This window comes from Aminipila sp. (genome assembly GCF_032051575.1).
In the GTDB taxonomy this organism is placed as follows: Bacteria; Bacillota; Clostridia; order Peptostreptococcales; family Anaerovoracaceae; genus Aminipila.
In genome coordinates, this window is record NZ_DAMBYD010000008.1 from 16,883 (window position 1) to 41,283 (window position 24,401).

A 24,401-nucleotide genomic window follows, 5' to 3' on the forward strand; every position below is an offset into this window, starting at 1 on the left:
AATGAACATAAACACGTTAAATCTTTCTTCAAAATCGGCAAATTACAAGAGAGCGATGCATCAAAAAGCTGCATCAGATCTTTTAGGTGTACAGACAAAGGCTAAAGAATCTAGGGTAGATACGTTTACTCGTTCCAAAAGAGAAAATAGCGTAGATTCGTTGGCAGAATCTAAAACTAAAAGGTTAGGCCAAATGGTAGGAAATGACATACTGGATGTATTCAATTTCGGAGAAGTAATACCTTGTACCAATGATGTTTATACCTATAAGGGAGTAAGCTTTACAGAGAAACAAATACCCAAAGTAGACAGCAGCCGATGTAAAGAAATAAAAGCAGAAAATAATGTAGTAACCTTTCAAAAGAATTCTTATTATAAATATACAACAAAGGATGGAATTGCTCATTGCATGGCTACATGTGGAAGCAAATTAAATACTCCTTGGTCAGATGCAATATCTGGAAATGCTGATAATGTAAGCTATATGACAGGACGTTTTTGGCATTTGTTGACGGGAAAAGCATCTGTTTATATTTCGTTGGATTTTTCAGAAGAAGAACAGAAACAGTATTTAGATGATGCGGGAATAAAAAAAGGCTTTTTCACGGTTAATATGGGAGATCGAAGGGGAGAGCATTATTACTCAAATGCAGACGTAGCGATTCAACCTAAATGGCATTATGATGAAAGATATAAAGCCATGACTACAGGAGGATTGCTTATTGATAATCAGCCGGGGGATGTGTTTGTTGTAGACGGAAAAGAATATACCCTAAGTGAAAATCGTACTTTAGATGTCCCATATGGAGCGGATATTTTTGATATTGAATATCCACATATGCGTGAACTAAAAAATAACCAATAAAATATTCAATTATAAAAACAACAATGGTTAGATTTCTTCCCTTGAAAAAATATGATAAAATCTAAAAAAAGAAGGATAGCATATGGACATAAATACGTTAAATGTTTCTTCAAAATCGGTAATAAGAAAATTAGGCAGAAAGAAGGATGAACCATGAAAATAAACACATTAGATCTTCCCTTCAAATCAGTGTACTACAAGAGAGCTATGAGTCAAAAGGCTGCTTCTGCTCTAATAAAAACGCATACAAAGTCAAAAGAATCACGAGTAGATACATTTATTCGTTCCAGTAGAACAAATGGGGAAGACTCTTTATCTAGATCAAATACTAAAATGTTAAACGGAATGGTAGGGAATGACATACTAGATGCACTCAATTTTGGTGACGCGATACCATGTACGAATGATATTTATACCTATAAAGGAGTAAGTTTTACAGAAGAACAAATACCGAAGGTGGATAGCAGTCAATGTGAGGAAATTAAAGCGAAGAATAATGTAGTAACTTTTGAAAAGAATTCTTATTACAAATATACCACCAAAGATGGGAAATCTCATTGTATGGTATCTGGTGAAAATTCTGTAAATACTCCAACGTCGGATGCAATATCTGGCAATACTGATAACGTAAGCCACATGACCAGTTGGTTTTGGGATGTCCTATCAGGAAAAGAGTCAGCTTATATTTCATTACATCATTCAGAGGAAAAACAAAGAGAATACTTAGATGCTGCTGGAGTCAAAAAGGGATTTTTTACTGTAAGCGTTGGAGATAGTAAAGCAGACCACTATTATTCTGGAGGTGATACCACTATTCATCCGAGATGGGAATACGAAGAACAGTATGCTGCAATAACTTCAATGGGAGGTCTTTTTAGTGAGGAAAAGCCTGGAGACGTTTTTGAACTTGATGGGAAAAAATATGTATTGAGTGATAAACATACTCTAGATATTCCATATGGAGCAGATATTTTTAATATCAAATATCCACGTATGCTGAAAAACAAAGCTGATTCAGAAATAAATGCAAAATAACCAAACCCCAAACCGGTCATAAGAAAATTGCACAGAAAGAAGGATGAACCATGAAAATAAACACATTAGATCTTCCCTTCAAATCAGTGTACTACAAGAGAACTATGAGTCAAAAAGCTGCTTCTGCGCTAATAAAAACACATACAAAGGCAAAAGAGTCACGAGTAGATACATTTATTCGTTCCAGTAGAGTAAATAGTGGAGAATCTTTGTCTAAATCAAATACTAAAATGTTAAACGGAATGGTAGGGGATGACATACTAGATGCATTTAATTTTGGTGACGCAATACCATGTACGAATGATATTTATACCTATAAGGGAGTAAGCTTTACAGAAGCACAAATACCAAAAGTAGATAGCAGTCAATGCAAGGAAATTAAAGCGAAGAATAATGTAGTAACTTTTGAAAAAAATTCTTATTATAAATATACGACCAAAGATGGAAAATCTCATTGTATGGCTACTTTTGGAAGTCATTTAAATACCCCTTGGTCAGATGTAATATCTGGGAACGCTGATGATGTAAGCTATATGACAGGACGATTTTGGAATTTATTAACTGGAAAAGCATCTGTTTATACTTCTTTGGACTTTTCGGAAGAAGAGCAGAAACAATATTTAGATAACGCTGGAATTGATAAAGGTTTTTTTACGGTTAATATGGGGGACAGAAAAGCAGACCACTATTATTCTGGGGGTTATACCACTATTCATCCGAGATGGGAATACGAAGAACAGTATGCTGCCATAACTTCAATGGGAGGTCTTTTTAGTGAAGAAAAGCCTGGAGACGTTTTTGAACTTGATGGGAAAAAATATGTTTTGAGTGATAAACATACGCTAGATATTCCATATGGAGCAGATATTTTTAATATCAAATACCCACGTATGCTGTAAAACAATGCAGATTCAGAAATAAACTCATAAATTAATAAAAAATTAAACTAGCAACTTGAAGGTTAAAACATTCGGGTTGCTAGTTCTTTAATGAAAGTCAAAGATGCGTTTTAGGTTAGTAAAACAGAAGTTAGTCTTGCATTCCAGGAGATTTTAATTTTTTTTAGTAAAAGTGAAACATTTTCTACTACTTTTAGGTCTTATATACTGTATGATTGACTAAATGGGAGTATAGAAGATATGATGTTATAGGGAGAATAAAAAGGGGGGAATATGAAAAATTTAATAGAAAAAGTAAAAATAGTTAATTGGGTAATTTCAGGTATATTTATATTTATGGCTTTTTTCCAAGAGAAAAAAGATATGCTTTTATTTGGATTATGTTTTCTCCTTATAAATCAAATAATAAATAATTATAGAACAGAAAAGCACAAAAAACTATTTTATGTGTTTTCTGTAATTTCAATTAGTATTATTGTTTTGGGGATAATAACCTTTATAAAAAATTATATAATTAAATAAAAAAATGCTTGGACTCCAAGCATTTTTTTATTTAATTATTTGTAGCAAGAAATGGAAATCTTTTTTGGTCTCCATCCCTCAATAGTGAAAGTCTGTCCAGCTTGATGTTTTTCTATTTTTACATACTCCATAGTCATTGTTCCTTTTATACCACTATATCCCATGTAACTTCCTATCGCTCCAACTCCAGCGGCAGCCCATGATGCCCAACCTATACCAGGAATAAATTTAGAACCTACTGCAGCTATAGCCTTTTTTTCAAGGTTACCTTCTAACCATTTTGTTACCAATGCCTTAACTGTATCAGTAGACCAAGTAGTAACTCCTATAGTAATAAAAGATACTTTAAAGTCAACAGGATAAGTGTCTCCTACCTTTGCCATAATATTTTACCTCTTTCTTTCTTAAATAATTGAAATAATTATTTGTACTTTAATCGATTGAAAATACATAAATAAAAACGGAATTTAAGAGGTAAGTGTAAACTCAAAATCAAAAATTTTCTTAGTTGGTCTTGCATTCAACTTCAGCTGCTAATTTTGATGTTTTTGAAACGACATGAATTAAACTATGGTCTTATATACTGTGTATCTTTTTCTTAACAGCTTAGATTTAGGTTCCACTAGGATAAAAAAGTAGAGAAAGTTTTAAAATTAATATTTTTATAATAACATTAGGAGATTAATAGGAAATGAGGAATAAAAAATGAGAAAAAATAAACTTACTAAGAGATTAATGGCTTGTGTTGTTTGTGGAACTGTGGCATTAAATTTCAGTCCTGTTTTTGCAACAAATAGCTATTGGTCAGCACAACCAATAAGTGACTTTCTATCAAATAAGATAGATTCGCCAACTGTTTTAAAAGATGAGAAATACACAACATATATAACTAGAGAGGAATTTTCTCAATTAATTGTTGGACTTTATGCAATGTCTAACAACCTTGATAAAGCAAGTATCCCAATAGAAGAAAATCCTTTCACAGACACTACAAATATAGATGTGCAGAGAGCCTATTCTTTGGGAATTATTCAGGGAATAGATAAAAACAAATTTGAACCTCAAAATAATATAACAAGGGAACAGATAGCAACTATTATAGCTAGATTTTTAAATATTAAAGGAATAAATACAAATTCAACAAACAATTTAATTAGTTTCAACGATAAAAACCATATTAGTAATTGGGCGTTTAAATCATTAGCTTATTGTGTAGAAAATCAAATAATACAGGGGTCTGAAAATCAATTACGTCCTAAAGAGCCAACAACCGTAGAACAAGTGATTACTATGCTTGACAGGATAGCAATCAAAAATAACTGGATAACTAAGTCTAAGGATATATACATATATGGATTTTTTCTTCCCAACGATACAAAATTTAAATATAGGTCGGGCAGTCTTAATACATTTTATCTCTATATTGATTGGAATAGCATTAATGACACCCAAAAAATACAAGCGGATTTATACTATATGTTAAATAGGAAATTTAAAAATGATGCAGAAATAGTAAATAGTATTATCAATTATACCATGAAGACAAAAGAATTTATCAATTGGCAACATGGATGCTTTGATATAGAGAATCACTCAATCAATGTAACTGGAGAGAACGGTAGCACCGAAATCTATTTTCAGGATAATACAGATTTAGGAGATATACCTTCAATTCCTATTCCAAAATCGTGACCTCATTTATTTGATTAGACCAAAAAATCAAACTAAATAATGTCGAAAATTGACGAAAAACAAGAAAGCTATTTTGTTGGATTAATGAAGAATAGGGAATATACTAAAAGTATATGACTTAAATATGAGAAATTTGGGGGATATCAAGTGGACTATATTTTTAGACATGCTATAGATAGAAATTTAGATTAATTAATGCCGATTATAGCAATTATGGGAAGTACATAATGTGGCATGTACGTGTAATGGAGAGAATATTCCATTGACAGTTAACTACTTATAAAAAGCAAACACACTTAAAGGTGGATTAACGCCATTTGAAGTATTCTGTATAAAAGCATATCAATCCTTATGATAAAGAAATATAGAGAGAAGAAAAAATTGAAAAAGCAAATCTGTTTTTTATTATTAATTTGTATAGCGGTTTTAATGGGATGTTCTAAGGAAGAAACCTTTGAGGATTTCTTCCCTAAAACTATGGAGAAAATGCACAAAGGGGAAAAGGATTTTTCTTATTCAATTATTTATAAGGAAATGAATGTTGTACATAAAAATGATGCCATTGCAATATTTATAGAGAACAATTCACATGAAGAAAAAATCTTTATTGGGTATTTTGAAAAGGAAAACAATAAATGGAATTGGAAAAGAACAAGGGGAGCAGAGTGGGATTCACGGCTTAACTGGTCTTCGATGAATCAAGTTCCGTATATCTATTCAGGAGCAATTAATGATAATGCAATTTCTGAAGTATATGCAGGTGATGAACTAGCAAAAATAATTGAGGTTGACAGCAATAAAAGGTTTTGGTATGCCATTAGTGATGCCAAAGATGTACAGGTGAAGGTAGTAAAAAACGATGGTACGCAAGAAGTAATAGAACAAATTGATAAAGCATCGATTAAAGCGGAGTATTAGGAATATATGAGCTTCTCATTAGGCTAAAAACACGATATCTTTGCCGCAAATGTGAGTTGCGCATTATATTTTTAGAACTTGTTGAGCAAACTTTTTCAGAATATCAAATTGGAACTCTTTTCACCAGAAATGAAATAGTCCAGTTAATTCACGTTAAGTACGGAATTAATAAAGCAAGTATTATTCCTAGTGGATATTGCTATAATATTACAAATTTAGGAAAACAAGCGGATAAAGAAATGAATAGATTTTATAATTTTGAGTATGTTTCAAGAGGAAAATATAAATACCTTGGAAAAAACTATCCTTATTCAGGAAATGTTTATCATAAACCAAAATGGACAGGTAAAGCAGAAATTGTTGGTGAGTGGAAAAATGGTACATACTTCTTAAAAGAATAACGAGATTAAATATGATGAAAATGAATAACATGAAGAGCTTTTCTCTATTTGAGATTTACAATATACATACAATCTCAAGCAGTTAAAATCGTTTTAATTTCCCATTAGGATAACAACCGAATTTTGGACAAGTAGGCATTATAGCAAATTTGCTAAATAATTGAAAATATAATTTTTTGAAACTAAAATAATTGGAAGGAGGCTCAGGTTATGGAACACCAAGAATTAATGCATTATTGGTATTATTTTTGTTCTCTTTGTTCTCAATTAAATCATACTAAACAGTATGTAGATCATAATACAGTTGATAAAAATGGCAAAAGAGAATTGGCTAATGGAGATACGTTTTCTAACGAATTTCTAAAGATTTTGTTATCATCAGCCTCAGAATTTGAAACAGTAGGCAAATTATTGTGCAAAGAAATTGATCCTAATTTTAATGAAAAGAATAACATAATATCAATATCAGAGATGATTCTTAATCAATATCCAAATATTATCCAGACAACAGTCACTACGGATTTTCAAGATTTGATGCCTTTATCAAAATGGGCAGTTTCAGTTGATTCCAGCGGCCAGAAAAAGATTGTAGGCTTGGATTGGTGGCGTACATATACAAATATTAAACATAAACGATATGCTTATTTTAAGGAAGCAACCTTAAAACATTGTATTAACGCACTTGCTTCCTTACTGGTTATTGAATTGTATCTGGTTATGCATGTTAATAAATCTGTTAGCGATTTATCTACACACGTGTGCGATTATTTTGATTTTAGATATGGTCACGAACAACTTTGGGTGAAGTGTCCACAAAGTCTTCCTGATTTCTAGATTTCCCATTATGTTTATACTGGCAATTAACCATAAAACTATTTTTAAAAATGGTCAAACATTTACAAGCTATGTAGTAGCCAATGATAGTATGGGATTTACCCACAAGCAATTAGCGGAGTATCTCATATAGCAGGGAGGATAAACAAAGAGAACCTTATTTTGAGCAAAAATATATCTTTCCAAAAAATGAAAATTTTGTTAGAATTTTAATATAAAATATATAAAGATTATTTATATTATACGTCAAGGAGAAATTGATAATGGCATTACAGCAAATATATGATTACTTTCATAAATACGATAAAGAAACATATCAAGTAGTTGCTTGCATGGGCAACGAACCTTCTGAGGAGGATATAGTAACTTTTGAAAGATCTGTTGGGATGAACCTGCCACAAGAGTTTAGAGAATTTACTATGTCACCATTAGGGGGACTTTACATGAACGTGAAAGAAGAAGTGTGGCCACAGGCCAAGCAATATGACGTAGGACCTTTCTGGTCTTTTTGCAGAGGAATTATTGTTTATGGTATTGCAAAAGATATACCAGATTTTCTGGATATTCGTGTAAAAACCAAGCAGCTACATGAATTGGGATATAAATCATATGTGCCTTTCTTGTCCATTGTCGGGAATGGTGATGAAATATTCTGCTTCGATAAAAATCAAAATATTGTTTTACTGGACTATTACCAAACAGGAGAAACAGATTCTGTTGAAGGTGTTTTTTCTGATTGTCTGATGAAGCAAATTGAAGAATTAGAAGAGCGTAAAGATAGGAAAGTGCGTGGAGAAGATAAATAGTACTACATACCTCTCATTAAGTTTAATAAAGCAGTATTGTTTAATTGAATGCATGGGAAGTTTTGTATAAACAAAAGAATCATTTAGAGAGGGGGATTATACGAATTAGAAAGTGTGTGCTTAAAAGAAAATTTGAAAGCCTGAATAACACGTATAATTTAGGGCTGGCTAAAAATATTCTTATTAATTAATCATCTATGGAGGAAACAATGAAAATGAAAAACGGCAAATATCTACTTGCTCTTATCTTAATACTACTTTTTAATGTTAATTATTGCTTTGCAGAAACACAAATATATGATTTTTATAAGCAAGTAAATCTCGTAGTAGGAGAAAATATAGCTACAGTAAACCAGAAAGTGGTAACAATGGATCAAGCAGCTTATCTCAATGGTGGAAGGACAATGGTACCATTTCGCTTTTTAGGCGAGTCTTTGGGTGCAAAGGTTTCTTGGGATGCTAGCACTAAACAAGCTAAATTAAGCCTTTCAGGAGTTGATGTAACAGTAACTGTAGGTTCTTTAAATGGACTGGTTGATGGGAAAATAGTAAAGATGGACGTTCCTGCCGTAAACAAGGGCGGGCGGTTGTTTATTCCTTTACGATTTGTCAGCGAAAACTTAGGAGCCATTGTTAACTACTATGATGAAACAAATGAAATCTCCATACGTTATTCAGATACCTCTAATTGGAAAACCTATGAAGCATCAAATAACATGACTTATAAATATCCAGCAACTTGGTCTATAGGGCCAACTAAGGATGACCAATATACCATAAGTGTTAAATCACCTAATGGTTCAGAGCTCATTACTAGTTATGATGATAGAAAACCAAAAGATCTAATTTCAGAATTTAAAGATCTGTTTTCTGTGGATGGTTGGAAGCTGGAAACTACCTTGCTAGACGACGAAAGTAATATTGATAATGGCTATGAACTTGTATTTTCAATGCAAGAAAAAAATGGAAGTTATTCTTATATTCATGTTTTTGTTGATGTATTAGGAACGGGTAGTAATATTGGAATATGTAAAACTACAGAAGAAACCGACGAGATGGATTGTTTGATTTTTTATCAAATTATGGCTAGTTAAATAGTTATCTGAAGAATATGATAGATACTTGAGTATTTGGAGTGATTTAATAGTGAACTACTCTTTGAATAGTTCACTATTTTTAGATAGCAATAGAAAGGAGTACCCCTGTGGCATATTATGATGAACAATTAAAACTTCTCCATAAGCAAGTTGCACAAAAAAAGCGGACGGAGTCCCAGTTAAAAGAATTGTACGTTCAGCGTCAGGAACTGAGCACTAAAGTTGATGAGTTAAGAAAGAGTATGTGGGACGAGAAGGAAGATGTTGACCGTTTGGAGGGTCACACCTTATCAGCGTTCTTCTATGGCGTCATCGGCAAGATGGATGAAAAACTGGATAAAGAGCGAAAAGAAGCTTACGTAGCCAAAGTCAAATATGACGTTGCCATCCGGGAACTTTCCGCAGTGGATAAGGAAATCCAGTGCAGCGAGGCAGAAATGAACCAGCTGCTTGGATGTGAACAGCAATATGAAAGGACATTGAAGGCAAAGGCAGAGATGATCAAATCTATTGACTCTCAAGAGGCTGTGGAGATATTTGGGGCAGAGGAACACATCTCCTACATGGAAAATCAAAAGAAAGAAATCCGCGAGGCCCTTGATGCCGGTCAAACGGGGCTTGCTATTACCAACAGCATTCTTTCCAGTCTTGACAGTGCAGAAGGCTGGGGTACCTGGGATTTACTCGGCGGCGGACTGATTTCGGATTTGGCAAAGCATAGTCAGCTGGACGAAGCTCAGAAACAGGTTGAGCAGCTACAGGCTGAGTTACGACGTTTTAAAACAGAGCTGACTGATGTGACAATTTATGCAGATATTCAAGTGAATATCGATGGCTTTCTGGGATTTGCAGATTATTTCTTTGACGGCCTGTTTGCTGATTACGCGGTGTTGGATAAAATTAACCAGTCTCAAAATCGGGTGAAGAATATCAAGAGCCAGATTGAACATGTTATAAAACATCTGAATTCTATGCTCAGTTGTATTGATAAAGAGTTGGAGTGTGAGAAACTAAAGCTGAATGATTTAATCGTATTGCATAGATGATAATTGGGAGTATTATGGAAAGGTTAATAAATTTTAAGTTATCTAGTGTTCTTAGTTTTATATATTTGATATTGATTATTTTATTTTCATTTAATAAATACAATGGTTTAATCATTTCGATATTATCAATTTTCTTATTTCCATATTTATTAATTAATTTTAAACATTTAGTGAATGAAAAATATGAAATGTGTATTACAAATTTATTGATAATAATTTTGATTACAGCTCAATTAGCTGATAATTTTATATTTATAATTCAGCTTTTTATTCCCAGCTTAATTACATATACAATGGCGACGATAAAATCTCTATTGGTTATTATAAAGGGTGTTATGTTTCTAATAATTGGCCTTAAGATAATTAAGAAAAAAACAAATATAAAATTAAAACTACTTAAGATAAATTTCATCTTACTTGGTATTTTTTATATAATATTAGGGAGCATTACTCAACTCTCTGTACTTTCATTTTTAGCGCAACTAGGAATAGCACCAAGTGTTTTATTCATAGTATATATTTTTTCATATTTGTTATATATCGTGCTATTATTCTTATTTGTTGCTGCGTTTAGAAATACTAGTCTAAATGGTCTAAATACTTAACTAGGAGATTTATTATTATGGGACGAATTGAATTACGTATAGAAATGCTAATTTTAAAAACCATCCTATCAATAGCGATTGTGATAATGCTATATTATCTAATTTTTGGAATTTCATTTCATATTAATAAATTGCTATTATTCGTAGCTATAATGATAGTATATAGTGTTGTTGGCTATTTTATTATACCCAGGCCAGATTATTCAAATGTTGGTTGGTTAGGAGGACTAATAAATAATCCATTTAGAATCTCTGACAATATAAATAGAATGCTGGTTTTTATTTTGATAATATTAATGCCTGGTAGGATGATTTCTACTACTGTTTTATCGTGGATAGATTTATTCAAAAAAGAGTGATCATTCTCTTGGGTTGAAAAGTGATTGAAGTTTAAATTGAATTTAGAATGATTATAAAGAGGGGTAAAATGATTAAATTGAAAATAACACATATAAAATTTACATCATACATGAAGTTATATTGCATTATGTCAATTTGCTTTGGAATGGTGATTGGATTAATCGGATTTATTATAGGTATTTTAGGTGGACCAGTCTCTGTAAGTATTGGTGAAAGTATTTATACAGGATTTGTAGGGGGGCTTTTGGGATTAATTGTCTTTCCTTTATTTATTGGTATTTTTGGTAATATTATAGGGTTGGTGACCTTTTTACCGTTTCGCTTGTTTATGAAAATAAAAAAAGGAGTTTTCCTTTGTGTTGAATATGAGGATGGCGATATTATAAACAACGATAATAGTATGAAACTAGATGGAAGTGAAGCGAACAATGGGATATAAAGAGTTATAGGAGTACTGTCATGCGAAAATTTGTTTCTGTTATTTTAATCACTACGATTCTTTTTTCCATTTGCGCTTGCGCTAACGTGTCATCTGGTGACAATGAGATCGATAAACATTTTATTAAATCTGTCAATAATTTTTCTTATGATACAGCCCAAGTTCTTTTAAAGGATAAGACAGATAATTTTAATTATTCTCCGGTATCTCTGTATTATGCACTGGCGGTAGCGGGAAGGGGTGCAAGTGGTGAAACGCAACAACAGATTTTTCACTTGTTGAATGTATCATCAGAAAAGAAACTGTCAGCCCAGTGTGGAGAGTTATATAAGCTTCTTTATTCTGACAATAAAATCAGCAAATTAAAGATTGCGAATTCTTTATGGTTGAATGAAAATAAAAAGTTTAATGATTCCTTTGTTTCTAATGCAGAAAATCATTATCATTTGTCTACTTTTTCGGTAGACTTTTCTGATGAGGATACTGAAAAAGCAATGGCTAAGTGGATTTCAGAAAATACAAACGGTACATTAATCCCGAACTTAGAGATTAATCCAACACAGAATCTATCTATTATCAATACAATCTATTTTTGTGATGAATGGACCAATAACTTTAATAAAGAATCTACAAAAAAAGAAGCGTTTCACACAGAAAAAGGGGATGTAAAGGCTGATTTTATGCATAAGACTGACACAATGGATTTTGTCATAGGCGAAAATTATATGCGTTCCTCCCTTGATTTAAAAGGGGATGGGCAAATGGTTTTTATTTTACCAGATGAAGGCGTGACTGTGTCCGATTTGCTTTCTTCTAGACATTCTATGAAGGCATTGTTTGAGGAGGGGAAAGAACATTTTGGTAGTGTAAAATGGGAAATCCCTAAATATAATTTTTATACTCAATGCAGCCTAAAGGATGTATTAAATACCATGGGCATGACAAATGCCTTTGAAGCAAAGGCGGATTTCTCCGGTATCACGCAGGAAAAGACGTCAATATCAGAAGTGTTGCAGCAGACCCAAATTGCTATAGATGAAAACGGAGTAGAAGCTTCGGCATTTACAAAGATAGATATGTATAGTGCAGCACACCCAGAGGAAAGCGCTGAAATGATCTTAAATAGACCTTTTATTTATGGTATTGCTTCCTCTAATGGTACGTTGATATTCGTAGGTGTGTGCAATAACCCATCCGTATAATTTTATTTATTAATTAAAGAAAGGTATTCACATGAAAAGAAAAATAGTAATGATTTTAGGCGTTATATTTATTTTGAGCTGTTGTTTGCTTATAGGGTGTAGTAGAGAAGTTAAAGATAAGTCAGTAACAGTAAATTTTCAGTCGAAAGATTATGTAGGCTCATATACAGGAACATATGAGAATGGAGCACCAAATGGGCAGGGTGAGTTTAAATATAAAAAAGGTGAGAAGTATGTAAACTATAAAGGTAGTTTTAAAGATGGACATTTTTCGGATAAGGGACAACTCGATACAAGCATATTATTAGTTAAGTTTAAAGAAAGTGACGCAGACGGAAACTATAAAGGGGATGTGGTTAATGGCATACCAAATGGAAATGGAACGTTTTTTGCGACAAATAGTGATAACGAAACATATACATATGAAGGAAAATGGAAAAACGGAATTTTTAATGGAAATGGAACTTTAAAGTGGGATGACGATGACTATATGATAGAAATGGGAAATTTTAAAGATGGCACATTTGTGCCAAGTTTTAAAGATATAATTGTATCTTATGGAACTAATGGCAATTTACCATATACGATATCAGATAAAGCAAATACTTTCCTGAAAAATCATTCAGAGTTATTTCCTGCTGAAAGTTACGAAAAAATAGTACCATTTATTAATAATTCTATACAGTATAAGCATTTAAGTAAATCTGCAGAGCAATATGGAGACCAAATTGTAGCTATAGCTGGAAAGGTGCAAGATATATATGAAAATGTGCAAGATGATGATGATGACCAATACACTTTTACGGCCATTTTAGTGAGTGATGATGCACATAATTATTATTACATTTTTTATCCTGGTAAATGCGACGTTTATGAAGGTGATTCTGTAACAATATATGGCATACCTGTTGGCTCAAGTAGCTACGACAATATGGGTGGAGGAACAACTGTAGTTGAGGTTATGGCTGGATGTTATATAAAATAATGGGGGGCAATTATGAGAACTTATCCATGTTATATTAACATAAAAGAATCAGAGGGATATGTATTCACGACAGGTATGGAGTTTAAGACCTTTATTTCGGCTATTCCCAATGAAGTGGAAGGATTTCTTATGCTGAAAGGATCTCCCATAAGTGCAAAATTTGACAGACATACGAGCTTTGAATATATTTCTAAAGATAGTAGTAAAGCTTTTATGGAAGAAGATGTTTATAATTATGGGGACTTTTGCTGGATAGACTTTACAGAAGAAAAGAATCTTAAGAAACTTACAGATGAAAACATTGCGGAACTATTATTTGCAGCGCATTTAAAACGTCCGCTTCGTAGCGCCTTTTTTGATGTACTCGGTAATAAGTATCTCTACCTTTGCCATGACGATGATTATTGGGTGAAGGTATATCTGAAAAATGTTATGGAATATAAGTGTGTAATAGAACAAAAAATCAGGGAGATTTTCATAGGTAGGAAAAAGAGCCTTTCACCAATCCCACCAGATATCTTGAATGAATTATACCAGTATTTCATAGGAGGTGCAGTTTTTGATTTTGAAAATTGTACGGTATCTTCTATTCACACGGGAGTGCGAATTTTCCCGACTAGAGATATTGGTTTTTGTGCAGATGATATTCATAGGGAATTGGACCATCAAAGAAACATTGCAGGGATAGGAAAATATTTAGAATACAACCCTAAAACTAAAAAGTGGTCACTGCTATAAAGAAATCGTGATTTGATGGCTAATTGAAATTGAGGTAATAACGGTTATGGGATTGATATTTAAAAAAGCAACAATTGCAGATATAGAGCTTTTAACTAAAACCAGAATAGAAGTTTTAAGGGCTGCAAATAAATTAGAAGAAATAGTTGATATGTCAATTGTGGAACAGCAATCGTACGAATATTATAAAAGCGCATTAAATGATGGCAGTCATATTGCATATTTGATTTTTGATAAAGAAAAGTTTGCAGGTGCTGGAGGAATTAGTTTTTTTAGAGTGATGCCAACCTATCATAATCCTACTGGAAACAAGGCCTATGTTATGAATATGTATACGGCTCCTGAGTATCGGAGAATGGGGGTAGCATATAAAACCTTGGATTTGCTTGTTACAGCTTCAAAAGAAAAAGGAATCTCACACATAACACTGGAGGCCACAGATATGGGGAGGTCTCTATATGAAAAATATGGATTTACAAAAATGAATGGTGAAATGGAACTTCCAGAAAGGTTTTGACGGTTATGCTTACAGGGATGTATGAACTATCCTTATACAGTTTATCTAGAAAGGTAGTGCCATTATATGATGGGTGTTTTAGAAGTTAATGCTTTAGTTACGGATTAATTTATATAACAGGAGTGAAATTACTTTGAATAGAAGATTTATTAATAGTGTGTTCCTAAATAAAAATATAGATACAAATTCTTATCTTTCTCATTTGCCGATTGTGCAATATCTAAGAGAGGATAAAACTATTTGCTTTGAAAAGGATGTGACATTTTTCGTAGGGGAAAACGGAACTGGAAAATCAACATTGTTGGAAGCAATAGCAGTTGCTTATGGGTTCAATGCTGAAGGAGGAACTAAAAATTTTAGTTTCTCTACGAATAGTACCCATTCTGAACTATGCGATTACTTGACCATATCTAAGTCAAAATACGCAAAAGATGGTTTTTTCCTTCGTGCAGAGAGTTTTTATAATGTAGCAACCAATATTGATGAATTGGATAAAGAATCGTCGTTATTACAAAGTTATGGCGGTATATCATTACATAAACAATCACATGGGGAAAGTTTTCTTTCATTAGTACATAATCGATTTGGAGGAAATGGAGTATATATTCTTGACGAACCTGAGGCAGCACTTTCACCGTCAAGGCTATTAACTTTAATTGCAGAAATAGACCGTTTAGTTAAGAATAATTCCCAATTTATTATTGCAACTCATTCGCCTATACTTATGGCATTTCCAAACGCACAGATTTATCAACTAACAGAAGATGGGATTGAGACCGTTTCATATAAGCAGACAGAACATTATCAGTTAACAAAAAGATTTTTAGAAAATCCAGAACAAATATTACAATATCTATTAGAAGACTGATGAATAACACAGGAGGGCAAATGAACGAATTAAAATATCAACCGCTTAATGAATCTTATGCAAATGATTTATTATCTATTTGGTCAGATGAGGACGTTATTCGGTTTACTAATATAAAAGAACCTTGTACATTACAAGAAATTAAGGAAAGAATCCAGATATTAAAACCCTTTGATGTTTTTGTTGTGAGCAATAGGGAAGGAGTAATTGGAATTATCGGTTGTCCCTGCATTGATAAAACAAAGTCTCAATACGGTGTGTTTTATCAGTTCAGAAAGTCAAGCTGGGGGAAGGGATATGCAACCATGGCAACAGAGTGGCTATTGAATTTTATGAGGGAGAAATATGTGGATGTAACTTTCTACGCAGATGTAGTTGTAGATAATGCTGCCAGTGAAAAAATTCTTAGACACTTTGAATTTGATTGCATTTCTGAAGAAGATGAATTTGAGCGCAATGGAATCAAAATGAAAATACGCAACTATAGATTACTGCAATGTTAATATGTATTGCTTGTGGCAATGATTAGGACTGAGCTACAATGATGCCAACAAGGAGGCATTGATATAATGTTTAATGAAAATTTAAAGACACTCAGAAAAACAAGAGGGCTTTCACAAGAGGAGGTTGCGATTCGACTTAATGTAGTTCGCCAGACAATTTCCAAATGGGAAAAAGGGTTTTCTGTACCTGATGCGGATATGCTGATTAGAATTGCAGAAACTTTTGAAGTATCAGTGAGTGAGCTTTTGGGTTCAAGGCTGGACAATGAAACCGATATTAACATTGTTGAGGAACAGCTATCAAGAATAAACGAGCAACTTGCAATTAAGAACCATCGTACACATCATATTTGGAAAACTATTGCTATTGTTGTCACCGCTATTGTAGCTGTAAATATTATCTTAGTCATACTTAGTGTGGTATCCTATAATAGTATCCTAGCTGATAAAACCGCCGGGGTAGTGACTGAATCATCGGTTCTTGTGCAAGAACAATAGAGTATGTTGTAATGGTTTTATAAAAAAGGGGATTTTACAATAGGGGGTAAACTATGGAAATAAGTGATAGAATAGAATCAGAAACGGAGGAATTCTCAACATGTCCTTATCCGTGGAGACGGTTTTTTGCAAGAATGTTAGACTTGAGTTTATACGGCTTAATTTGGCATGCTTTCACGGCTTTAGTACTTAACTGGAATATACAAAATAATTTCTTTATGAGCTTAGTTAATTCCTTTGTTATGGTTGGAATAATGCTGTTAGTTGAACCATTACTTCTTTCTAAATTTGGAGCTACATTAGGTAAATTCGTGTTTGGACTAATTGTTAGAGATTTAGATGGCAGAAGGCTTACATATAAACAAGGCTGGGTTAGAACATTTGGGGTATTTAGGAAAGGCATGGGATATAACATACCTTTATATGATCTTCTAATAATGGCAAATTGTTACGATGAATGCAAAACACAAAAATGGCTGACATGGGAAAAAAACAGTTTATGTACAATAAAAGATAAAAAGTTTAAACGTATTTTAGTCGGTATTGTCATATTTATTTTGATTTGTGGAATGAATGCTCTTGTTATTTTCCAGGCAGACATGCCATTGCATAAAGGTGATATTACGCCAGAGGAATATTATGAAAATTGTAATGATATTATGTCACAATCAAATGAAGACTATGGCAGGCACTTGAATGAAAAGGGAAAATGGATTCAAAATGCTAAAAAATCAGATGACTTTTTAGCTGAGGTACCACTCCCAAATTATCAATTGACTGTTAAAGATGGAATTGTTACTGGTGTTCGCATAGAACTTGAAACTGATAATGATGTTCGCACCTTTGGATTTTTAAAGCAGAAGGAAGTATCAGTAAAATCATTTTTTGCAGCACAGAAAAAGATGGATTACTTTCAATTGAAGAAAAGTGGTGTTTTAAATAACATAAGCAATAGGTTTGAAAACTATACATTTACACAAGATGGGTTTAAGTTTACCAACCAGGTTGAGTTAAAAGGATACGAAATAAAAGATGACTGGATAGAACATACAGGGCATGACTATTATATTCATATGGTATTTACAGTAGAAAAGTTTTAGTCTTGTATGGTAAGTTTTAAATTAGAAAGGATGGAATTATAATGGTTATTGATGGAAATCCAAAAGAAAAAGAATCTATGAAAGCTTTTCATCAGGGAAATAGAGTGGAAGGTCAGAAATTGCAGGAAGAATTTGTGGCAGAGTTTCGGGAGGAATATAAAGAAAAAGACCATTGCTCGTGTAAAAAAGCTTGCCAATATCATGGGAATTGCAAAGAATGTGTGGCAATCCACAGGGCACATCAGGAGCATCTGCCAAATTGTATGAGGAAAATGGTAAATCAAAAGATTAAGATGCTTTCTGAACTTACCGAGCATACCGTAGCAAATGAAATCGAGCCTCCAAAGGAAGTTTTGAGAAGAGAATAAAAATATAAAAAGTTTACATTTGATGCACCAACAGCAGGAGATTACAGTTTCTATTTACATTGTGCATCTTCTGATTCAATTATAATATAAGGTGTAGTTATAAGATAACTTAAAATAGGGTTATTCTAAACTGAAAATGACCAACAGAGGGAATAATCATTAGTCGGATAATATACATATGAGGTGGTGAATGTGATGAGCGATATCCAAGAACTGGTTCACGGATTAAGAGATAAAAATGCTAAAAATGCATGTCAATGTTTGAAACAGCTTGGGTCTGAAAGTGAAAACACTGATGCTGTTTACGCTTATTTTGATTATTTTGCAGAAATGCTGGATGATATCAATTCATATATTAGGACAAGGGGGATTCTTTTAATTGCTGCCAATGCTAAATGGGATAAAGACTATAAAATAGATGAAGTCATCGATGTTTATTTAAAGCATATCATTGACGATAAGCCGATTACATCCAGACAGTGTATTAAGGCTTTGCCAGTTATAGCTACATACAAGCCAGATTTGATAAATGTTATTTGTGAGGCTTTACGCAAAGCCAATCCACACATTTATAAAAGCAGTATGCAGCCATTGGTTTCCAAAGATATTCAAGAGGCATTAAAAACTATAGAAAAACTTTAGGTATAGGAGGTAATGTAAATGGGAAACTCATATTTCTCATACAAATTCTGGAAGGAAGGACAATGCAACCCCATTATTTGATTGGGGTAAGTATTATGAGAAGGAAAGGAAAATTTATATGCCCCTTTCAATACAGGTGCACCACTCATTTGTTGATGGAATTCATGTTGGTAGGCTGGTGGATAAGCTGCAGGGATATTTAAATGAGCTATAAAAGGAGAACATAAAATGAAAGTTCATCAGATAAGGATAGATTTTAATGTTACAGAGCAAATTAAACGCTATGTTCTTGTATATTTGTTAGAAGGCCGCCATTGCTATCTGATTGATTCAGGGGTATATGGCAGTGAGGGTATTATTGAAGCGTATTTAGAATCTATTGGAAGAAATACTTCGGAAATAAAAGGAGTTTTTCTGACACATGCTCATCCAGACCATATAGGTACAGCAGCATATTTTAGAGATAAAACGGGTTGTAAGATATATGCAAGTAAGGGTGAAAAGCAATGGATTGAAGACATAAACTTACAGTATGAGCAGCGACCAATTTCCAATTTTTATAACCTTGCTGGAAAATCCACAACAGTAGATGTTATTGTTAAGGATGGAGACGTTCTTGATATCGATGAGGAATTGTCTATTAAGGTAATTGGCACAGCCGGACATTCTATAGATGAAGTATCTTATATGTTTGACCATGTGATTTTTGTCGGGGACAGCATCCCAGTGAAAGGCGATATCCCAATATACGTGGATAAGCAGTTGAGCATTGATAGTTTAGAGAAATTAAGAGATATAGAAAATGCTGAATGTTACTATCCGGCTTGGGACAGAACATATTTGCGTGAAGAAGCTATGGAGAAAATTCAGATGGGGTTAGACATTATCCAGATGCTTGAACAATCAACAAATAAAGTGCTTAAGAAAAATCCAAAATTTAGTTTACTAAATATTGTTCAGTTAGTATGTGAAGATTTAAATATGCCACAATTAATGATGAATCCGTTGTTTGCAAAAACAATACAAAGTCATTTTTAAAATAAATGCTACACTGCGTTGCATTTATGATATGGAGTGTTTCTTGCGTGAAAACTAATGCTTAGATATAGTCAAAGCACATCGAACAATTCGGTGTTTTTTACGGTTAGTATGGGGGACAGAAAAGCAGACCACTATTATTCTGGAGGGGCTACCACTATTCATCCAAGATGGGAATACGAAGAACAATATGCGGCAGATATTTTTAATATCAAATATCCACGTATGCTAAAAAACAAGGCTGATTCACAAATAAACGTAAATAATTAAAAATCAAACTAGCAACTTGAAGGTTAAAATATTCGGGTTGCTAGTTCTTTAATGAAAGTTAAAGATTGGTTTTGGATTACTAGAAGTTAGTCTTGCATCGAGGAGATTTTAATTTTCTTAGTAAAAGTGAAACATTTTCTACTATGTCTAGGTCTTATATACTGTATGATTGAATAAATGGGAGTATAAACGTTATTATGTTATAGGGAGAATAAAAGGGAAAAAAGAGAGGTTGAAAAATGAAAGATTTAATATTATCCGAAAAAGGAAAAAAAGTATTAATTATACTATTAATATTTTCTGTAATATATACTAGCTTTGAATTATATTCAATAAAGAAATTTATATATACAGACTATATCATATATTTTTCTGACACATTACTTTCTTTGAATAAAGAACTTGTTGAAAATAAAGATATGACATCTAATGAGTTTGAAGATATACGTTGTAAATATAGAAACATAGAAATGAAAAATAGTTTTTATTTTGACTATTCAACAAAAGATTATAAATTTAGAAAGCTATATCAAAGAGAATTCTTATATTTAGTGCTTTTGGAAAATAATGATGAATATACAGAAGAACAAATTGATGCAACAAGAAAATTAGTTAGCCAAATAACAAAAGAAACAATGCAGAATAAACATGTTGTAAAAATAAGAGATGGTCAAAACACTGTAAAAATTAATAGGGATATATATTTATTATTTCAAGACATTGATTCAACAATATACGAAACAAGAAAAAAAAATCAACTGTGAAAACAGTTGATTTTTTTCTTGTTGATTACTTTTACGCTCTCGGTTTTCTAGTTACTCTATCTAACTTATAAATATAACCTCTCTCGTCACCATGCCAAGTCCCCACAACGTATTGGGTAACTGTTACAGCACTACACTCACCAGTACTTAATGATTGAAGAACCCCTGTATAAAAATCTTCTACTTCTTCTAACTCAGAACTAGACTCTATCGATACAGCGGCGGAAGCAATACCTACTGGTACACTTGCAAGACCAGCAAGAGTCAAAAGGTAGTTATAACCTGTTTGAGAAAAGCTATTCTGCCTGTTGTTTACTTCAGTGATTAAAGCGGATACCTTTTTCATATCGGCTCTTGAACCTGTAAACTTTACTGTGTATGTTTTTGTTTTATCTGGATAGTTTGGTAATCCCATAATTTTTTTCCTCTTTCTTTCTTTAAAATTAATAAATTAAAATATTTTGTTTGTACTTTAATCGATTGAAAATACATAAATAAAAACGGAATTTAAGAGGTAAGTGTAAACCAAAAATAAAATGTTGAAATTTTTGAAATGAAATAAACTTCCATAAAACCTAGAAGGGAGTTTGTTCATTGTTGTTTTTCATTAAATTATGTGACATTATGGAAGAACAAATGTTTGAATCGCCGAGAAGGGAAAAAAATCAAATGAGATTTTCTTTTATTAAAAGCCTTTTTCATGTAGTAGAGGATATTGGATTTAATGATAATGAAATAGAGGCGGCAGAAAAGAAGTGGGGGATATTGCCTGGAGTCCTTAAGGACTACTATAAGCAACTAGGGAAGCATGACAGAATTAACAAGTCACAGAATTACCTTCGTGAACCAAAATCACTATATGAGTCAGGTAATTATGTCATATTTTATATAGAAAACCAGGGGGCTGCAGAGTGGGGCATAAAAATAGAAGATTTATGTAAAGAAGATCCTCCGGTTTATTGTAGACTGGCAGCGGATAAATATGCATTAGAGACAGATAACCTGATGGAATTCTTTAACGCAATGACCTTGTTTCAGGCTGCCAGTTGGGGCATGACTTACTCCTGCGAAGAGATATATATGATATCCGAGGAACAGGCTGTAAAAATCCGAGGAAAGTATAAAAAACTCCCTTTTGAATTACACCAATGGTGTGAGATGAGTTTTTATGCCAATAACGAAGATGAAGTCATTATGCTTATGATAAATGATGACTATGATCTATTGTATGGTTCAGAGGACGAGGAACATTTTAAGCTGATTGAAGAATTTATAGAGACCATTGAGAAAGACAAATATTAAGTCGTGGATTATTTATATAATATAAAGCCCAGAGATTGGATTATGGACGAAGAAGAAAAGTAAATGGAGGATTTATGGCAATAGCAAATATTAAAGAAATATTCCCTTGTGAAGTAGAAAAAGTATGGAATCTTGTTACTTCACTTGACAATTATGCGTGGAGAAGCGATTTAAGCAAGATAGAAAAACTTATTCCAGAGAAAAAGTTTGTAGAGTATACAAAGGATGGATATGCTACTACTTTTACAATTACAGAAGTTGAACCTATGAAGAGGTATGCGTTTGATATTGAAAATGAAAATATGCAAGGACATTGGGTTGGTTTGTTTTCATATGATAATCAAAAAACAAGGGTTGATTTTACGGAGGATATAACGGTTAAGAAAGTATTGATGAAACCTTTTGTGGGCATATACTTAAGAAAGCAACAAGCAACTTATATGGAAGATTTAAAAAGTGCATTAGGTTATTTAAAGTAAAATAAATTTAGAAGGCGAGGACGTAGGTTAGTTATGATTTACAGTTTCGTCTTTTTTCATATAATAGGAACATTTTTTATTCTTTACAAAAAAGTAATGCAAAACAAAGTGATTTTGTTTATTATAGATAGGTAGTATTTAAAAAATCGAAAAAAGTTATTCTAATCAATAGGTTAACGAAAAGCAAACTACAATTGGGCTATGTTAAAAGCAGATAAATTAATGGAGGAAAAAATAAATGCCTAAAGAAAAAATTATCAATCAAAAAAGTTGGGTTAACCAGTTTTTTAAACTGGACGAATATGGAACTAACGTTAAAACCGAAATCATCGCTGGTATTACTACTTTTGTGGCTTCTGTATATATTCTGGCAGTAGTACCAGGCATGCTTAGTGATGCCGGAATGCCTCACATCAGTGCACTTGCCGCGGTAATTATCAGTACGGCACTTTCAACTATATTGATGGGATTATATGCGAACTTCCCCGTTGTTGTGGCTCCGGGACTGGGATTAAGTGCCTTTTTTGCATACACCATTTGTGGGTCTATGGGTTTAAACTGGCAGACTGCGTTAGGTGCGGTATTTATTTCAGGCATTGTATTTATTATTTTAACCGTAACGAAAGTAAGACAATTAATCATTGACAGTGTCCCAGAATGTTTGAAAATATCCATAGGCGTGGGAATCGGTCTTTTCATTGCCTTTATCGGATTTAAAAACGCTGGAGTGATTGTAGCAGACCCCTCCAACTTCGTGGGATTAGGTGATTTAACAAGTCCGGGAGTTGCTTTATTTTTTATTGGTTTGATTCTAACAAGTTTGTTTTTTGCAAAAGAAATAAAAGGCGGCCTATTGATTGGCATATTACTGACCACAATTATAGGCATGTTTATGGGAATTACAAAGATTCCTACCGGACTAGGGGATCTTTTTTCTATCGTACCTCCTATTCCAGAAGATACCTTTGGAAAGCTCAATATTAGAGAAGCTTTTGAATATGGTATTTTCGCAGTAATTTTTACTATTACTATTGTAGATTTATTTGACAATATCGGAACTCTGATTGGCGTATCTAGAAAGGCTAAACTGATAGGAGAAGACGGTAAAATTAAAAATCTGGATAAGGCTTTAATCTGTGACTCTATTGCAACTACAGTTGGATCTGTGCTAGGAACTTCAACTGTAACTACTTATATTGAGAGTGCAACGGGAGTATCTGAAGGAGGAAGAACAGGACTTACTGCGGTAACCACAGGAGTACTTTACTTGATTACTTTATTTTTTGCGCCGCTTTTCTTATTAATACCTACACAAGCTACTGCTCCTGTTTTAGTTATTGTTGGTATATTAATGCTAAGTGACGTTAAAATGATTAACTTCTCCGATTTTACAGAAGCGCTTCCTTCTTTTTTAACGATTCTGTTAATGCCGTTGACTTTTAGCATCGCACAGGGCATCGCTTTTGGGTTTATAAGCTATGCAGTTATAAAACTTTTCACTGGTAAATGGAAAGAAGTACACCCAGTGATGTATGTTTTAGCAATTTGCTTCGTTGTACATTTTCTGGTTTAAACAGGTTAAGATTTAAAATAAACTAATAACAATGA

The 24,401-nt window shown here is 32.9% G+C and carries 32 protein-coding genes; 30 read left to right on the plus strand and 2 right to left on the minus strand.

Annotation, left to right across the window (positions count from 1 at the left end; translation table 11 throughout):
• The first annotated feature begins 1 nt into the window (after position 1).
• The 4 genes from RTW14_RS11785 to RTW14_RS11800 all read left to right on the plus strand — a co-directional run bounded on the left by RTW14_RS11785 (position 2) and on the right by RTW14_RS11800 (position 3,321).
• A complete protein-coding gene (locus RTW14_RS11785) occupies positions 2–865 on the plus strand; it encodes a hypothetical protein (protein ID WP_312651514.1) in 864 nt (287 codons plus the stop codon).
• Between the two features lie 153 nt (positions 866–1,018).
• Positions 1,019–1,900, plus strand: a complete 882-nt coding sequence (locus RTW14_RS11790; protein WP_312651517.1) for a hypothetical protein — start codon at positions 1,019–1,021, stop codon at positions 1,898–1,900.
• A gap of 50 nt (positions 1,901–1,950) precedes the next feature.
• Positions 1,951–2,799, plus strand: a complete 849-nt coding sequence (locus RTW14_RS11795) for a hypothetical protein (RefSeq protein ID WP_312651520.1) — start codon at positions 1,951–1,953, stop codon at positions 2,797–2,799.
• A 273-nt stretch (positions 2,800–3,072) separates the two neighbouring features.
• On the plus strand, positions 3,073–3,321 hold the full coding sequence (locus RTW14_RS11800) for a hypothetical protein (protein ID WP_312651523.1): 249 nt from the start codon (positions 3,073–3,075) through the stop codon (positions 3,319–3,321).
• Between the two features lie 35 nt (positions 3,322–3,356).
• On the opposite strand, the gene RTW14_RS11805 is transcribed toward RTW14_RS11800, so the two are convergent.
• Complete coding sequence (locus tag RTW14_RS11805) at positions 3,357–3,704, minus strand: hypothetical protein (RefSeq protein WP_312651526.1); 348 nt, start codon at positions 3,702–3,704, stop codon at positions 3,357–3,359.
• A 322-nt stretch (positions 3,705–4,026) separates the two neighbouring features.
• Between RTW14_RS11805 and RTW14_RS11810 the strand changes: the two genes are divergently transcribed.
• The 23 genes from RTW14_RS11810 (at position 4,027) to RTW14_RS11920 (ending at position 21,012) form a co-directional block, all read left to right on the plus strand.
• The gene (locus tag RTW14_RS11810) at positions 4,027–5,013 is read left to right on the plus strand and encodes an S-layer homology domain-containing protein (RefSeq protein ID WP_312651529.1); all 987 of its coding nucleotides are present in this window, start codon (positions 4,027–4,029) and stop codon (positions 5,011–5,013) included.
• 381 nt (positions 5,014–5,394) lie between these two features.
• Positions 5,395–5,931 carry a hypothetical protein gene (locus RTW14_RS11815; protein ID WP_312651533.1) on the plus strand — a complete coding sequence of 179 codons (537 nt, stop codon included), beginning with the start codon at positions 5,395–5,397 and terminating at the stop codon, positions 5,929–5,931.
• Positions 5,932–5,987: 56 nt separating this feature from the next.
• Positions 5,988–6,332, plus strand: coding sequence for a DUF7225 domain-containing protein (locus RTW14_RS11820; RefSeq protein WP_312651536.1), 345 nt, complete (start codon positions 5,988–5,990; stop codon positions 6,330–6,332).
• Between the two features lie 210 nt (positions 6,333–6,542).
• The gene (locus RTW14_RS11825; RefSeq protein WP_312651539.1) at positions 6,543–7,166 is read left to right on the plus strand and encodes a hypothetical protein; all 624 of its coding nucleotides are present in this window, start codon (positions 6,543–6,545) and stop codon (positions 7,164–7,166) included.
• 263 nt (positions 7,167–7,429) lie between these two features.
• Complete coding sequence (locus RTW14_RS11830) at positions 7,430–7,972, plus strand: SMI1/KNR4 family protein (protein WP_312651542.1); 543 nt, start codon at positions 7,430–7,432, stop codon at positions 7,970–7,972.
• A 209-nt stretch (positions 7,973–8,181) separates the two neighbouring features.
• Complete coding sequence (locus tag RTW14_RS11835) at positions 8,182–9,066, plus strand: copper amine oxidase N-terminal domain-containing protein (RefSeq protein ID WP_312651545.1); 885 nt, start codon at positions 8,182–8,184, stop codon at positions 9,064–9,066.
• 110 nt (positions 9,067–9,176) lie between these two features.
• Positions 9,177–10,115: a hypothetical protein gene (locus tag RTW14_RS11840; RefSeq protein WP_312651548.1), complete on the plus strand. Its 939-nt coding sequence runs from the start codon at positions 9,177–9,179 to the stop codon at positions 10,113–10,115.
• A 622-nt stretch (positions 10,116–10,737) separates the two neighbouring features.
• A complete protein-coding gene (locus RTW14_RS11845; protein ID WP_312651551.1) occupies positions 10,738–11,079 on the plus strand; it encodes a hypothetical protein in 342 nt (113 codons plus the stop codon).
• 68 nt (positions 11,080–11,147) lie between these two features.
• Positions 11,148–11,519: a hypothetical protein gene (locus tag RTW14_RS11850; protein WP_312651553.1), complete on the plus strand. Its 372-nt coding sequence runs from the start codon at positions 11,148–11,150 to the stop codon at positions 11,517–11,519.
• Between the two features lie 20 nt (positions 11,520–11,539).
• On the plus strand, positions 11,540–12,721 hold the full coding sequence (locus RTW14_RS11855) for a serpin family protein (RefSeq protein WP_312651561.1): 1,182 nt from the start codon (positions 11,540–11,542) through the stop codon (positions 12,719–12,721).
• Positions 12,722–12,752: 31 nt separating this feature from the next.
• On the plus strand, positions 12,753–13,706 hold the full coding sequence (locus RTW14_RS11860) for a hypothetical protein (protein WP_312651567.1): 954 nt from the start codon (positions 12,753–12,755) through the stop codon (positions 13,704–13,706).
• Between the two features lie 12 nt (positions 13,707–13,718).
• Complete coding sequence (locus tag RTW14_RS11865) at positions 13,719–14,444, plus strand: hypothetical protein (RefSeq protein ID WP_312651573.1); 726 nt, start codon at positions 13,719–13,721, stop codon at positions 14,442–14,444.
• Between the two features lie 46 nt (positions 14,445–14,490).
• Complete coding sequence (locus tag RTW14_RS11870; RefSeq protein ID WP_312651579.1) at positions 14,491–14,961, plus strand: GNAT family N-acetyltransferase; 471 nt, start codon at positions 14,491–14,493, stop codon at positions 14,959–14,961.
• A gap of 133 nt (positions 14,962–15,094) precedes the next feature.
• Positions 15,095–15,829 carry an AAA family ATPase gene (locus tag RTW14_RS11875; protein ID WP_312651588.1) on the plus strand — a complete coding sequence of 245 codons (735 nt, stop codon included), beginning with the start codon at positions 15,095–15,097 and terminating at the stop codon, positions 15,827–15,829.
• Positions 15,830–15,849: 20 nt separating this feature from the next.
• A complete protein-coding gene (locus RTW14_RS11880) occupies positions 15,850–16,332 on the plus strand; it encodes a GNAT family N-acetyltransferase (protein ID WP_312651591.1) in 483 nt (160 codons plus the stop codon).
• Between the two features lie 66 nt (positions 16,333–16,398).
• Positions 16,399–16,830: a helix-turn-helix domain-containing protein gene (locus RTW14_RS11885; protein WP_312651594.1), complete on the plus strand. Its 432-nt coding sequence runs from the start codon at positions 16,399–16,401 to the stop codon at positions 16,828–16,830.
• A gap of 53 nt (positions 16,831–16,883) precedes the next feature.
• Positions 16,884–17,930: an RDD family protein gene (locus RTW14_RS11890; protein WP_312651601.1), complete on the plus strand. Its 1,047-nt coding sequence runs from the start codon at positions 16,884–16,886 to the stop codon at positions 17,928–17,930.
• 41 nt (positions 17,931–17,971) lie between these two features.
• Positions 17,972–18,298 (plus strand): LPS biosynthesis protein, encoded by a 327-nt coding sequence (locus tag RTW14_RS11895; protein WP_312651608.1) that lies wholly within the window; start codon positions 17,972–17,974, stop codon positions 18,296–18,298.
• A 195-nt stretch (positions 18,299–18,493) separates the two neighbouring features.
• Complete coding sequence (locus tag RTW14_RS11900) at positions 18,494–18,940, plus strand: SufBD protein (RefSeq protein ID WP_312651610.1); 447 nt, start codon at positions 18,494–18,496, stop codon at positions 18,938–18,940.
• A gap of 31 nt (positions 18,941–18,971) precedes the next feature.
• Positions 18,972–19,154, plus strand: a complete 183-nt coding sequence (locus tag RTW14_RS11905) for a CatA-like O-acetyltransferase (RefSeq protein ID WP_331654447.1) — start codon at positions 18,972–18,974, stop codon at positions 19,152–19,154.
• Between the two features lie 14 nt (positions 19,155–19,168).
• Positions 19,169–19,978 carry an MBL fold metallo-hydrolase gene (locus tag RTW14_RS11910; RefSeq protein ID WP_312651613.1) on the plus strand — a complete coding sequence of 270 codons (810 nt, stop codon included), beginning with the start codon at positions 19,169–19,171 and terminating at the stop codon, positions 19,976–19,978.
• A 57-nt stretch (positions 19,979–20,035) separates the two neighbouring features.
• Entirely contained in the window at positions 20,036–20,248 is a 213-nt protein-coding gene (locus RTW14_RS11915) for a hypothetical protein (RefSeq protein ID WP_312651616.1), read from the plus strand.
• Between the two features lie 239 nt (positions 20,249–20,487).
• Positions 20,488–21,012 carry a hypothetical protein gene (locus RTW14_RS11920; protein ID WP_312651619.1) on the plus strand — a complete coding sequence of 175 codons (525 nt, stop codon included), beginning with the start codon at positions 20,488–20,490 and terminating at the stop codon, positions 21,010–21,012.
• A 31-nt stretch (positions 21,013–21,043) separates the two neighbouring features.
• On the opposite strand, the gene RTW14_RS11925 is transcribed toward RTW14_RS11920, so the two are convergent.
• Positions 21,044–21,427: a hypothetical protein gene (locus tag RTW14_RS11925; protein ID WP_312651622.1), complete on the minus strand. Its 384-nt coding sequence runs from the start codon at positions 21,425–21,427 to the stop codon at positions 21,044–21,046.
• 182 nt (positions 21,428–21,609) lie between these two features.
• On the opposite strand from RTW14_RS11925, the gene RTW14_RS11930 reads away from it, so the two are divergent.
• The 3 genes from RTW14_RS11930 to RTW14_RS11940 all read left to right on the plus strand — a co-directional run bounded on the left by RTW14_RS11930 (position 21,610) and on the right by RTW14_RS11940 (position 24,366).
• The gene (locus RTW14_RS11930; protein WP_312651625.1) at positions 21,610–22,314 is read left to right on the plus strand and encodes a hypothetical protein; all 705 of its coding nucleotides are present in this window, start codon (positions 21,610–21,612) and stop codon (positions 22,312–22,314) included.
• 74 nt (positions 22,315–22,388) lie between these two features.
• On the plus strand, positions 22,389–22,793 hold the full coding sequence (locus tag RTW14_RS11935; RefSeq protein ID WP_312651628.1) for an SRPBCC family protein: 405 nt from the start codon (positions 22,389–22,391) through the stop codon (positions 22,791–22,793).
• A gap of 238 nt (positions 22,794–23,031) precedes the next feature.
• Positions 23,032–24,366, plus strand: a complete 1,335-nt coding sequence (locus tag RTW14_RS11940; protein WP_312651632.1) for an NCS2 family permease — start codon at positions 23,032–23,034, stop codon at positions 24,364–24,366.
• Positions 24,367–24,401 lie beyond the last annotated feature (35 nt).